11 protein-coding genes and 1 pseudogene are annotated in these 13,206 nt (G+C 59.0%); 11 read left to right on the forward strand and 1 reads right to left on the reverse strand.

Annotation, left to right across the window (positions count from 1 at the left end; genetic code table 11):
• Positions 1-44: 44 nt before the first annotated feature.
• Positions 45-755 carry a GntR family transcriptional regulator gene (locus NEZ08_RS22150; protein WP_298111848.1) on the reverse strand — a complete coding sequence of 237 codons (711 nt, stop codon included), beginning with the start codon at positions 753-755 and terminating at the stop codon, positions 45-47.
• A 142-nt stretch (positions 756-897) separates the two neighbouring features.
• On the opposite strand from NEZ08_RS22150, the gene NEZ08_RS22155 reads away from it, so the two are divergent.
• From NEZ08_RS22155 to NEZ08_RS22205, 11 genes and pseudogenes are all read left to right on the forward strand, one after another.
• Complete coding sequence (locus NEZ08_RS22155) at positions 898-1,920, forward strand: TRAP transporter substrate-binding protein (protein WP_298111850.1); 1,023 nt, start codon at positions 898-900, stop codon at positions 1,918-1,920.
• A gap of 44 nt (positions 1,921-1,964) precedes the next feature.
• Positions 1,965-3,803, forward strand: a complete 1,839-nt coding sequence (locus tag NEZ08_RS22160; RefSeq protein WP_298111866.1) for a TRAP transporter large permease subunit — start codon at positions 1,965-1,967, stop codon at positions 3,801-3,803.
• 43 nt (positions 3,804-3,846) lie between these two features.
• Complete coding sequence (locus tag NEZ08_RS22165) at positions 3,847-5,400, forward strand: class I adenylate-forming enzyme family protein (protein WP_298111853.1); 1,554 nt, start codon at positions 3,847-3,849, stop codon at positions 5,398-5,400.
• Between the two features lie 46 nt (positions 5,401-5,446).
• Positions 5,447-6,385 carry an AEC family transporter gene (locus NEZ08_RS22170; RefSeq protein WP_298111856.1) on the forward strand — a complete coding sequence of 313 codons (939 nt, stop codon included), beginning with the start codon at positions 5,447-5,449 and terminating at the stop codon, positions 6,383-6,385.
• 34 nt (positions 6,386-6,419) lie between these two features.
• Positions 6,420-8,132 (forward strand): thiamine pyrophosphate-binding protein, encoded by a 1,713-nt coding sequence (locus NEZ08_RS22175; protein ID WP_298111858.1) that lies wholly within the window; start codon positions 6,420-6,422, stop codon positions 8,130-8,132.
• A gap of 2 nt (positions 8,133-8,134) precedes the next feature.
• Positions 8,135-8,911: an SDR family oxidoreductase gene (locus NEZ08_RS22180; RefSeq protein ID WP_298111868.1), complete on the forward strand. Its 777-nt coding sequence runs from the start codon at positions 8,135-8,137 to the stop codon at positions 8,909-8,911.
• Positions 8,912-8,919: 8 nt separating this feature from the next.
• Positions 8,920-10,410 carry an alpha/beta hydrolase gene (locus NEZ08_RS22185; RefSeq protein ID WP_298111860.1) on the forward strand — a complete coding sequence of 497 codons (1,491 nt, stop codon included), beginning with the start codon at positions 8,920-8,922 and terminating at the stop codon, positions 10,408-10,410.
• A complete protein-coding gene (locus NEZ08_RS22190; protein WP_298111863.1) occupies positions 10,403-10,777 on the forward strand; it encodes a hypothetical protein in 375 nt (124 codons plus the stop codon). Before NEZ08_RS22185 ends, NEZ08_RS22190 begins: the two co-directional genes overlap by 8 nt.
• Positions 10,778-10,785: 8 nt before the next feature.
• Positions 10,786-11,868 carry an alpha/beta fold hydrolase gene (locus tag NEZ08_RS22195; protein ID WP_298111869.1) on the forward strand — a complete coding sequence of 361 codons (1,083 nt, stop codon included), beginning with the start codon at positions 10,786-10,788 and terminating at the stop codon, positions 11,866-11,868.
• Positions 11,865-12,461, forward strand: coding sequence for a GNAT family N-acetyltransferase (locus NEZ08_RS22200; protein ID WP_298111865.1), 597 nt, complete (start codon positions 11,865-11,867; stop codon positions 12,459-12,461). The genes NEZ08_RS22195 and NEZ08_RS22200 overlap by 4 nt, the downstream gene beginning before the upstream one ends.
• A gap of 265 nt (positions 12,462-12,726) precedes the next feature.
• A pseudogene (locus NEZ08_RS22205) lies at positions 12,727-13,206 on the forward strand (3-methyl-2-oxobutanoate hydroxymethyltransferase); the annotation flags it as partial.

The following is a 13,206-nucleotide window of genomic DNA, read 5'->3' on the forward strand; positions in this document are numbered from 1 at the left end:
GAATTCAGACATTTCACCGAGCTTTGCGCTCTGCTGTAGGTTCATCAGCGAATTCGGCGAGTGCGGCGCTGTTTCATCTCTTCGTCCGACGCTGCTTGTTGCACCTCTAGCCGTTGCACGAAGACCTTTGCTGCGCGAGAGATGTGATCGCGGCTGAGTTGCTCTGCTTTGCCGGCGTCACCCGCGATGATGGCCTCGAGGATCGCGACATGTTCGCCCAGGATGATTTGCGGCATCTGGACGTCGTCGCGGAGGACCTCGCCCATGACGCGGCGCAGATAAGGCCAATGCGGTGCGGTGGTTTCGGCAATAAGCGGATTTCCCGCCAATTCATTGATGAATTCGTGGAAGTGCATGTCGGCTTCGATCTGCTCATTCAATGAGCCGCTTGCGACAGCGGCGCGCCCGGCGTCGAGATAGGCCTGTCCTTCAAGCTTCGCACGTTCCGGCGCGCGCTCGGCTGCAAGGCGTGCGGCGAGGCCATCCAGCATCGCCCGCACCTCATAAAGGTTTCGAACAAATTCGACATCGAGAGGGGACACGATGAGCCCCCGGCCGGGAGCCTCTCGGACCAAGCCGCGGTCCCGCAAGAGCAGCAACGCCTGCTGAACGGGCTGCCGGGACACACCATAGGCGCGAGCCAGTTCGTCCTGGATGAGTCGTGAGTTTGCCGGCAGCTCGCCGTCGACAATCTCGGAAACAATAGCGTTTACAACCTGTTCCACCAGGGTTGGCTGGGTCTGAACCTGGGCCATGCATTCTCCGAACCTTACTCTTGTCCGCCTTTTTATCATCCCGCCGTGAAAAATCCATTGCGCTGCATTCGAATTCAGAATATGAATTCAGTATTCGAATTCAATACCGCGCCAATGCGGAATTCACACGGGAGGAACGTCAATGCTCAGGGTTAGCCGCCGCTCGCTTTTGAAATCTGCCGCCGGATTCGCCGCGGCCGGGCCTTTGTTGAAGAGCCCCGCCGTGCTGGCCGCAGCCGCGCCTCTCAAACTGAAGTTCGGCAACGATCTGCCGGCGACCCACACGGTCAATGTGCGCCTGAAGGAAGCGATCGAGGCGATTGGCGCCGAGACGAACGGGCAGGTCGCGATCAGCCTGTTTCCGAACAACCAGCTCGGCAGCGACACCGACATGATGACGCAGCTGCGCTCCGGGGCGCTCGAGCTCGCAACCATGCCGGGCACTGTGCTCTCGACCTTGATTCCGACCGCATCGCTGACCGGCGTCGGCTTTGCTTTCACGAACTATGACAAGGTGTGGGCCGCGATGGATGGCGAAGTCGGCAAGTTCATTCGCGGCAATATCGAAAAAGTCGGTCTCGTGCCGTTCGAGGCGGTGTGGGACAATGGTTTTCGTCAGATCACCTCAAGCACGCACCCGATCAACACGCCGGACGATCTCAAGAATTTCAAGATACGCGTCCCCGTCGTGCCGCTGTGGGTCGCGATGTTCTCGGCGTTTGGTGGCGCGCCCATCAGCATTCCGCTGAACGAGGCCTATTCCGCATTGCAGACGAAGATAGCTGATGGCGAGGAAAATCCGCTGGCACTGATCGATTCTGCGAAATTTTTCGAAGTCCAGAAATATTGTTCGCTGACCAATCACGCCTGGGACGGCTTCTGGCTGCTCTCGAGTTTGCGGATCTGGAAGACCGTTCCTGCGGACGCGCAGAAGGTGATGCAGAAGCATTTCAACGCGGCTGCCAAGAAGCAGCGCGACGACATCGTTGCGCAGGACGCCGAATACCGCAGGAACCTTACCTCGAAGGGACTCACCTTCAACACGACGAAGGCTGAAGACTTCCAGGCGGCGCTCGCCAAGACGCCTTTCTACAAGGACGCTAAGACCAAATTCGGCGACCAGGCATGGTCGTTGTTGCAAAAATATGCCGGCAACATCGGTTAATCGCCATGCAGATCGCGGAGGAAGCCAGGGTTGCGCCACCCCGGATGACCGGGGCGGCAGGCGCCCTGCAAAAGGCCGAGCAATGGCTGGGTTCGGTCGTGGCGGCCATCGCCGCCTTGCTTGTGGTCGCCGAGGTCGTGGTGTTGTTCTCCGGCGTATCCGCTCGTTACATCTTTCAACGGCCACTGATCTGGTCGGATGAGCTGGCCAGCATCCTGTTTCTGTGGCTTGCAATATTCGGCGCGGTCGTTGCCTTCCAGCGCAACGAGCACATGCGGATGACCGCCTTCGTGGGCAAGCTCGGTCCGCGCAAGCGCGCCTTCTTCGATGTGCTTGCGATTGCGGCGCCTCTCGCCTTCCTCGTGCTCGTGCTCCAGCCGGCGTACGAATTTGCTTCCGACGAATCCTTCGTATCGACGCCGGCGCTCGACATTTCAAGCCTCTGGCGTGCCGCCGCGTTGCCGATCGGCCTTGGCTTGATGCTGCTGGTTGCGCTGCTCAGGCTTCTGGCGAGCGATAATCGGGGCCTGGCTTTGCGCGCTGTGGGGCTGGTCGCTGTGGTCTGCGCCGCCTTCTATGCCCTGAGCCCCGTGCTGATCCCGCTCGGTAATCTCAACCTCTTGATCTTCTTCGTCGGATTGGTCGCCGTATTGGTGTTCTCGGCGGTTCCGATTGCCTTTGCTTTCGGACTTGCAACGTTTGCCTACATCACCTTGACGACCAGTACGCCCTCGACCGTCGTTATCGGCCGCATGGACGAAGGAATGAGCCACCTCATCCTATTGTCGGTGCCGCTCTTCGTATTCCTCGGCCTCTTGATCGAAATGACCGGCATGGCGCGCGCCATGGTCGCATTCCTGGCAAGCCTGCTTGGACATGTTCGCGGAGGCCTGCAATATGTGCTGGTTGCGGCGATGTACCTGGTCTCGGGAATCTCCGGCGCAAAGGCAGCCGATATGGCGGCGGTTGCTCCGGTGCTGTTCCCCGAAATGATCGAGCGTGGTGCGAGGCCTGGCGACCTCGTCGCGCTTCTGTCTGCAACCGGCGCGCAAACCGAGACCATTCCGCCAAGTCTTGTCTTGATCACCATTGGCTCGGTCACCGGCGTCTCGATCGCGGCGCTCTTCACCGGCGGTCTTTTGCCCGGACTAGTACTGGCCGTGATGCTCTGCCTCGTGGTCTGGCAGCGCTACCGCAAGGAAGACCTCTCGCATGTGAAGCGCGCGAGCTGGGGCGAAGTCGGCCGGACCTTCGTGATTGCGCTGCCGGCGATCGCATTGCCCTTCGTGATCCGTGCGGCCGTCGTTGGTGGTGTTGCGACAGCAACCGAGGTCTCAACCATCGGCATCGTCTACGCGGCCGTAGCCGGTCTTCTGATCTATCGCAAGTTCGACTGGCGCAGACTCTATCCGATGCTGACCGAAACCGCGGCGCTGTCGGGTGCGATCCTGTTGATCATCGGCGCGGCGACCGGAATGGCCTGGGCGCTGACTCAGTCTGGCTTCTCGACCTCGCTTGCGGCCTTCATGACTGGACTGCCGGGTGGTACACTGACGTTCCTGGCGGTGACTATCATTGCCTTCATCGTGCTCGGCAGTGTGCTTGAGGGAATTCCGGCAATCGTATTGTTCGGGCCGCTCCTATTCCCCATCGCCAAGCAGGTCGGCGTGCACGAGGTGCACTATGCCATGGTCGTAATCCTCGCAATGGGTATCGGCCTGTTCGCCCCGCCGTTTGGTGTCGGCTACTACGCAGCCTGCGCGATCAGTCGCATTCATCCCGACGAAGGCATCAAACCCATGCTCGGCTACGTGCTGGCGCTCTTGATCGGCACGATCGTAATCGCCGCTGTGCCGTGGATTTCGATCGGCCTGTTGCACTGAATCAACCCTGACTTTTTACTCGAGAATCTCTACGGAGTGGGACGTGAAAGACCTCTTGAATTTCGGTGAAATGCTCTCCGTGCACGCGCGCCTAGCGCCACAGCGTCTCGGTGCCCGCGATCTCGATCGAGCGATGACCTTTTCGCAATGGAACGAGCGTTCGTGCCGACTTGCCAATGCTTTGTTGGGTCTAGGCTTGAACAAGGGTGATCGGGTTGCGATCCTCGCCTACAATTGTGTCGAGTGGTGCGAGATTTTTGCAGCCACCGCCAAGGCTGGTCTCGTGGCGCTGCCGATCAACTTTCGCCTGGTCGGCAAAGAGGTTGAATTCATCGTCAACAATGCAGAAGCGTCGGCCGTCATCGTGCAGGACGAGCTTGTCGGCGTGGTCGAGGAGATCCGTTCGGCGCTTCCGATCAAATCGGGCCGCTTTATCCATTTCGGCGCGCGCGTCTGTCCAGCCGGCTATCGCGATTACGAAGAGTTCCTCGCCTCCGGCCGCGCTCAGGAGACCGGCCAGGCAGTTGCGCTGTCCGATCCGTGGACGCTGATGTACACATCGGGCACCACTGGCAATCCCAAGGGCGTCGTTCGCAGCCATCGCAGTGCGGTGCTGTTGTCTATGGTCACCGAAATCGAGCTCGGATTACATCGCAATGACGGCGCACTATTAGTCATGCCGATGTGCCACGCCAATTCGCTGAACTTCTTCGGTGCGTTCGGCTATTGCGGCGGCGTGAATTCCATCTATTCCCGCAAGAGTTTCGACCCTGAGCACGCAGTTAGGACGCTGGCCGAGGGCGGTTCGACCTTCACCTCTTTGGTGCCCACGCATTACATCATGATGCTTGGCCTGCCACAGGCTGTTCGATCCAAATATAATTTTGATGCCGTTACCAAGCTCATGATCTCGTCTGCGCCAGCGCGTCCCGAGACCAAGCGCGAGGTGATGGAGATGTTCCCCAATTCCGGCCTGTTCGAGCTTTATGGTGCGACGGAGACTGGCTGGGTGACCATGCTGCATCCGCACGAGCAGTTTACCAAGCTCGGCTCTGTGGGGCGGGAATGCGTCGGTGCGGCTCCTATCAAAATTCTCGACGAGGCCGGCAACGAGGTCCCGGATGGAGAATCGGGTGAGCTGTTCTCCTGTAACGCGCACACGTTCGATTGTTATTGGCGTCTGCCGGAAAAGACCAAGGAAGCGTTCCGCGGCGATTACTGCTCGGTCGGTGATATGGCGCGTCGTGACGCCGACGGCTACATCCATCTGTCCGACCGCAAGAGCAACATGATCATCTCCGGTGGCGAGAACATCTATCCTTCCGAAGTCGAAGCGTTGGTCGGCGCGCATCCGTTAGTCAAGGATGTGGCCGTCATCGGGCTGCCTGACGAGAAGTGGGGTGAAAGCGTTCACGCTGTTATCGTGTTGCACGACGGCGCGACCCTTCAGGAAGGTGAGCTCATCGCGTGGGCGAAGGAGCGAATGGCCGGATTCAAACGGCCGCGGTCGTACAAGTTTATCGCCGAAGACGACATGCCGCGCAACGCCACCGGCAAGATACTTCATCGCGAACTGAAGAAACGATTTTCGAACTGAGCGTCTGCCCCTGTTTGAGCCAGATCGAATTTGAGCATCAGATCCAATGCAAGCCGTCCTGAATTCCGCGTTGCCTGTCTTTGCGCTGATCTTGACGGGATTCGTGTGCGGCTTCTTTGGCGTTTTCGACCGCGCGGCAACGGACAATCTCAATCGATTCGCCATCTACCTGGCATTGCCGGCACTGATGTTCACCGCAATGTCTAAGATTACACCCGACCAGGTCCGTCAATTTGGCTTCATGGGAGCCTTTTGCAGCGGCTTCGCGGTCACCTTCGCGGTTGCCTTTGCGATCAGTCGATTAAGGGGGAGGCGGGTAGCGAGCGCCAGCATCGAGGGGCTCGATGCCGGCTACAGCAATGTCGGATTCATGGGCATTCCCATGTGCCTCTTGGTGTTCGGACCGGAGAGCGCGCCGGCGTCCATCATCGCCACGCTGTTTACAGCTTGCGTGCTGTTCCTGTTTGCGGTGGTCGTGGTCGAAATCGACCTCCAGAAGACCGATAGTATTTGGTCGACGGCGGCGAAGGTTGCGCGTGCGATCCTGACCAGCCCGCTGCTTATTGCGCCCGTCGCTGGCCTTGCAATTGGCCTGAGCGGCCTGACGGTGCCAGGCCCGTTTGCGAGCTTCACAAGCCTGCTCGGCGGTGCCGCTTCGCCTGCGGCTCTCGTCTGCATCGGGCTATTTCTGGCCCAGGAGCGGGTGGTCACGCACGACATGCGTTCGATCTCGCTGCTGGTCGCGCTGAAACTCATTCTGCAACCCGCCGTGACAGCGCTGCTGGCGTTCTATGTCTTTTCGATGCCGAAGCTTTGGTCGCACTCCGCGGTGATACTGAGTTCGCTGCCGATCGGATCGGGACCATTCACGATCGCAAAACTCTATGGGCTCGAAGCCGGCGTGACGTCGGGGTCGATCCTTGCTTCGCATCTATTCGCCGTCCTGACCGTCTCCCTTCTCGTCGCGTGGCTTGCCCACGTCTGATCCATGTAACTCTTATCGCACCGGAGTGTTTGCCATGAAAGCCCTTCCTGATAGCGCCGCTGACCTGATCGCCCGTCTATTGAAGCGTCGCGGTGTTACGCGCGTGTTCGCGCTCTGCGGTGGTCACATCATGCCGATCTGGATGCGTCTCGACGCCGAAGGTATCCGCATCATCGACGTCCGCGACGAGCGCGCCGCCGTGCATATGGCGCAGGCGCATAACGAACTCACCGGCGAACTTGGCGTCGCCCTGGTTACCGCTGGCCCGGGCATGACCAATGCCATCACCGGCATTGCGAACGCCCATGTGTCGCGGGCATCGGTGCTGGTGATCTCCGGCGGCAACCCGCGCCCGCAGGAGAACCGCGGTGGTCTGCAAGATATGGACCACACGCAGCTGGTTCGCTCGATCACACGCTATGGCCGCACCGTGCGAGAGCCTTCGCTGGTGTTACAGGAGCTGGACGAGGCGATCTCGCGCGCTTTCGGTGAAGGCGGCGAACCCGGACCGTCCTATATCGATTTTCCAACCGACACGCTCCGCGGCATCGTACCGAAAGCGTTGCAACTCGACGAGCATCTCAACGCCAAGCCGCGTGTGCTGACGAAGCCCGATCCCGCGCAGGTAGCCCGAGCGGTCGATCTTCTCTGGTCGGTCCGGCGCGTATTGGTCATTTCCGGTCGTGGCGGCCGCGGTGCAGGCCCTGAATTGGTCGCACTGCTGGATCGGCTTGGCGCTGTCTATCTCGACACCGGTGAAAGCCGCGGCCTGGTGCCGGACAGCCACCCGTCGGTTGTCGGCGCCATGCGTGGCGCCGTGATGAGCGATGCCGACGTTGTGCTCACTGTTGGTCGGCGCCTCGACTTCCAGCTTGCCTACGGTTCGCCCGCTGTATTTCAGTCCGCCAAATTCGTGCGCATCAGCGATACGCCCTCGGAGATGCGTGACAACAGGCGCGGAGCAGTGGAGATCCTGGCTTCTCCCGCAGAGACGTTGCGAGCAATGGTCGAGCACGCCGGCAACCGTGTCTCGGAAGTGGACCGGCAATGGGCCGCGAAATTGCGCGCCGGTCACGAAGAGCGTGCGAAGAAGCTGCAGCAAAGTATGGCGTCCGCCCCAAAAGGCTCGGATGGCAAACTGCATCCGAACAAAGTATTGTCGGCGCTTCAGCAGGCGATCGGCAACGACTCCGTCATCATAACCGACGGCGGCGACTTCCTGGCCTTTGCCCGCGTCGGGCTGAACGCGCCACTGATGCTTGACCCCGGTCCGTTCGGTTGTATTGGCATCGGCGTGCCCTACGGCATCGCCGCCAGCCTCGCTTTTCCCGACAAGCCGGTTGTGGTCGCAACCGGAGACGGCGCATTCGGCTTCAACGCGATCGAGGTCGACACGGCCGTGCGCCACAAGGCACCGGTGCTAATCGTTGTCGCCAATAACGGCGCCTGGCAGATCGAGGTGCACGACCAGACGGTCACTCATGGCAAGGTTGTCGGCACGAAATTGCAAGTCGCCGATTATGCCGGGATGGCGCGATCATTTGGCATGCATGCCGAACGCGTCGAGACCGAGGAGCAGCTTGGACCGGCAATTGAGCGCGCGCTCGCCAACCGGCCGGCATTGCTCGACATGGTCGTCACCACAGAAGCGATCTCTTCGGACGGCAAGACGGGCCTCGCTTGGGTACCGGACCTGCAGCCGCTTGCAGCCTGGGATGAGGCCGAGCGCAAGTGGCGGGCCTCTTGACGCTGGAAAAGGAGATACCCGTGTTTGATATCTGCGATCAGCATATTCTGGTAACAGGCGCCTCAAGCGGCTTCGGGCGTCATTTCGCTCGTTTCCTTGCGAGTAACGGCGCCAAGATAACGCTGGCGGCGCGTCGGGCGGACGCGCTGGAGTCGGCGGTAGCAGAAATCAACGCATCAGGAGGGAAAGCGCAAAGTGTTGTGCTCGACGTCACCGTCGCGGCCAAGATCGGCGGCGCTATGGAACAAGCCGAGACAGCGTTTGGCCCGATCCAGGCTGTCGTCAATAATGCCGGAGTGACGGCGGCCAAGCCGGCGCTCGACCAGGATGAGCAAGCCTGGGACCGCGTGATCGACACCAACCTGAAGGGAGTCTGGCTAGTAGCGCAGGCGGCAGCCAGGCAGATGATCGCTAACAACGTCAAGGGTTCGATCGTCAACATTGCCTCGATCCTCGGGCTTCGGGTCGCCGGCGCCGTCGCGCCATATGCGATTTCCAAGGCCGGCGTGGTCCAAATGACCAAGGCGCTGGCACTCGAATGGGCTCGCTACGGCATTCGCGTTAACGCCCTGGCGCCCGGATATTTCGCCACCGAACTCAACGATGAATTTTTTAAGAGTGAGCATGGCCAGGCCCTGATTAGGCGCGTGCCGCAGCGGCGGCTTGGACAGCTTAGCGAGCTTAATGGGCCACTGCTGCTGCTGGTTTCCAACGCTGGCTCGTTCATGACTGGCAGCGTCCTGGCAGTCGATGGCGGGCATCTGGTTTCAGGGCTTTGAGCGGGAAAATGGGCGTCAAATTCGTCGACGTAAACGGGGTCAAAATCGCCTACCGCGTTCGCGGCGATGGGCCACCGCTCGTGCTCGTGATGGGCTATCGGCTCAGCTCCGTGGCATGGCCGCGTGCCTTCATAGAGCAGTTAGCGCATCAGTTCTTGGTCGTCACTCTTGACAATCGCGGCACGGGATTTAGCGACAAACCCGTACGAGGTTATGCGATTGCGAACATGGCGCGGGATGTTTGCGCGGTCCTCGACGACCTTGGGCTAGTGCAGGTTAATATGCTGGGCTACTCGATGGGTGGCGCAATCGCGCAGGAATTCGTCCGCCAATTCCCAGATCGCGTTGCAAGCCTGATTTTGTGCGCGACGATGGTCGGTGGGCCACGCGCGAAGTACGCTACGGCTTCAGTTGTATCCGTTATGCGCGATCTGGATGGTCTTTCGGCGGAACAGGCCGCGCGACGCATCTGGAAGGTCACTTACTCGCCAGGCTATCTCGAACGTCACCAGGATCTTGCGGAGGAGCAGATGTTACGCGAAGTCGCGCTTCCGACGCCTTTGCATGCTGCGGACCTTCAGTTTCAGGCATTCGCGGAATTCGACGGCTCAAGAGCACTTGCCAACATACGCTGTCCCACGCTCATCCTGACTGGGGACCTCGACGAATTGATCCCGCCTGAAAACGCGATGGCGATGGCAAGGATTATTCCGGCTGCGAGACTTGTCATCTTTCGTGGCTGCGGGCATCGCGTGTTGTGGGAAGACACCCACAAATGCGTCGAAGCAATCGCCGCATTCGTCGGCTCAGGCGGCTACGTAATCCCGCTGATGCCCGAAAAACGTGAGGTCAATCGGACGTATAGGCCGACGGCATCGGATACTGTGGCATCCGCGATCGGATTTTTGTCGACATGGCCGTTGACGGCGATGGACGCGGGTTACGAATTGATGGCCGAAGCGCGCCGATCGCTACTTCAGGCAAACACGTCCTATTTTGGAGATGGAAAGCCCATCATTCTGGTGCCGCAAATCTTTGCCAGTAAACTAACAGTTCTTCCGCTATCGATTTGGCTCAAAGCGCTTGGCTATAGGCCGGTAGCAGTTGATCTTGTGCCGGATCTCGATGCGGCGGGCAGTTCGTTGTCGCAAGCGATCCAGGAGGCCGCGCGGCGTGTCGGGCGCAAAGCCGTTGTAATTACCTTTCCCTTTGGCATTTCGCGAATGCTGCGGACGTTCGAGTCGCACAAGGAACACATATCCGATGTCGTCGTGATCGGTGCCGCCCTTGATCTCCAAATTTCCGGTGTTCGTACTCATTGCATCCAAGGATGGTTCGCAATGCAGCCCATGATGGATTTGCGGCGACTGCTGCGAGGCATTGACCTCGAACTGATTGAACTGTCCGACTTGATCATTGGCGAAGGCAGCGTTGTCAGCAACCGGGTTCAAGGCGTGGATGAGTTGGAACTGGAGATGTCGGAGGATGCAGATGACTGAAAAGGCAAATGATCCAATAGCGCTCTGGCAGAAAACGATTTCTGAGATTGAGAAGGGGCTTAACGCCTTTGCCAATCAAGCGATGGGCTCGCCGGAATTTTCCAAGATGATGAACCAGGCCGGCGGTATTACGGCAGGCGCGCAGAATCAATTTCGCGAGCTTATGGAGCGATATCTGCTGATGGCGAATCTGCCGAGCCGGGCGCAGTTGATTGGCATTGCGGAGCGACTGCAAACGATTGAAACCCAGCTCAACGACATGAGGGCATTGCTGCAGCAGGTGACGAACTCAACCAGCGCGCAGAGAAGTCCAACCAACTCGCCGCGACCGCCGCGCACCAAGCGCCCCCCTCAGCCAACGTCTTGAGAGCGGAAATGAGCGACACAACAGCGTCCGACCTGGGAGCGATACCAGCGCGGATTCAGTCGGAGATCCAGCGGGCAATCCAGCGGAGCATCAAGGGGGTCGAATATTTCAGCTCATCGGGCCCCGCGCTCGGATTGACGCCAAAGGATGTTTTGAGCGTTCGCGGGACGATGAATCTCTATCACTATCGACCCGTTGCGGACGAAATCTACCGTGTCCCCATCCTGATTGTGATGGCTACCACAAATCGCGGCTACATCCTCGACCTGGTGCGAGGCCAGAGTTTTGTCGAATTTCTAATACAGCGCGGCTACGACGTCTTTATGCTGGATTGGACGCCGCCCCGACCTGAAGAGAAAAGCCTCCGGATGGAGGACTATGTGCTCGACTTCATTCCGGACTGCATCCGCCATGTACAGCAGGAATCGGGCGAGAAAGACGTCACGGTAATCGGTTATTGCTTCGGCGGGGTGCTATCGTTGCTCTACGGGTCGATTTTTCACGACGGCCCGATAAAAAATCTAGTCTGTTTGACCACGCCGATCGACTTCCATGAAATGAAGCTATTCGCCAACTTCGCGGACCGGCGTTATTTTGATGTCGATCGTCTCGTCGACAGCGTCGGCAACATGCCTCCGGAAATGATCCTGTCCTCGTTCGAGATGCTTCGGCCTGTCTCGCGCGCCGTAAGTCAAGTGCAGTTGTGGGAAAAGATGTGGAGCGACGACTATGTAAAGTCGTATCGCATGTTTGATCGATGGGCGACGGATATCCTGCCGCTGTCGGGAGAGTATTTCCGCTGCATGACGAAGGAGTTGTTTTGGGACAACAAGATCTATAAGGGCACGATGTCCGTCGGCGGCCACGCCGTTGACCTCTCCAAGATCAAGGTCCCGGTCCTGCATGCGGTCGCTGAGCATGACCACATTGTGCCGTATGACTCGGCTAGGCATGTTATCAAGATGGTCGGTTCTGAGGACAAGGAAGAGGTGATGCTGAAGGGCGGTCACGTCAGCCTCGTTGCCGGCCCCAACGCCATCAAGCGGCTGTGGCCAAAACTGGATTCCTGGCTAGGGGGAAGATCGATATGACCGAAACGCGTTCGTATCCGCGAGATGTTAAAACTGATGCCGGCGAGATTGAGTTCCGCCTGATGTCGCGCGAAGACGAGGCCTTGGTGCTGAACTTCGCGCAGAAGCTGCCGACCCATGATCTGCTGTTTCTGCCGCGCAACATCAGCCAACCGAAAGTGCTTTCGGCGTGGATCCATGAAATAGAGCGCGGAGAAATCACGAGCCTGCTTGCCGTAAAAAATGGCAGGGTGGTTGGGTGCAGTGGGTTAGTGCGCGATGGCCATTCCTGGTCGCCGCACGTAGGCGAGATCCGGATGGTGGTTTCCGTAGACGTCCGGGGGCAAGGTGTTGGCCGAGCGCTGTGCCAGGAGACGTTTGCGCTGGCCCTGGGCGCTGGCCTGGAAAAGCTGTCCGTTCAGATGACGGTCGATCAGCAGGCGGCCATCGCTCTGTTCGAGAGCCTCGGGTTTAAGGCCGAAGCCCTGCTGCGCGACCATGTTCGGGATCTGGATGGCAAAACGCATGATATAGTGGTGCTTGGGCACAATATCGCGCGAGTGCAGGCTCAATTGGAAGCGTTTGGCCTGCCTGAAGCAGTTCAGAAATCATGATCTTGAATCGCTGCTCAGTCTCGACGCTAGAACCAATTGCTCCACGACGTTGCATGTGAGTGTTTCATTTGTTCGATGGCCAAGTCCGTCTGAGTTGCCCGAATTTCCTATCGCGCTTTCGGGTTAATCAGCGGCTCTAACAGCATTGCAACGAACGCCCGTATCCGTACAACGATAACTTCAGTGAGTCTTTATCCGAGCCTTGGTGCCGTTCAGTGCCCCAATCAAGCGAGATCCTTTCAATGGTTTCATGGGTTGCGTGCGTAAACCTCGATCCTTGCTCGTGGCCGATATGCCCATTCTGCGCTTTCACCTCAGCCGAGAGGACACGATCAGCAACGCAGGAGGCTTTTTGGAGAGCGGCGCTGATGCTATAAAGCTCGAGGGCGAGTCCAAACGCGTCGGACTACGTGCCCTGGTCGAGTGCGAGATTCCGGTGATGGGTCATCTCAGCTTGATCCCACAGAGCGTCGATGCAATGGGTGGATCCAAAGTGCAGGGCCTCAAGGCCGATGATGCTTTGCGCGTGCTCGATGTGCCCATCGTCTGCAGGAGGGTGGCAGCTTCGCTCTGGTCCTGGAAAGCATCCCGGCCGAGTTAGCTGCGCGAGCGAAAGAAACCCTATCCATACCTCCCAGCGGGATTGGTGCAGATCCTGGTTGTTCTGGGCAGGTTTTGGTGATCCACGATGTGCTTGGTATTGAAGGCCATGTCCCAAGATTCGTTCGTACCTACGCCGACGGCT

This window comes from Bradyrhizobium sp. (assembly GCF_027451485.1).
Taxonomy (GTDB): domain Bacteria; phylum Pseudomonadota; class Alphaproteobacteria; order Rhizobiales; family Xanthobacteraceae; genus Bradyrhizobium.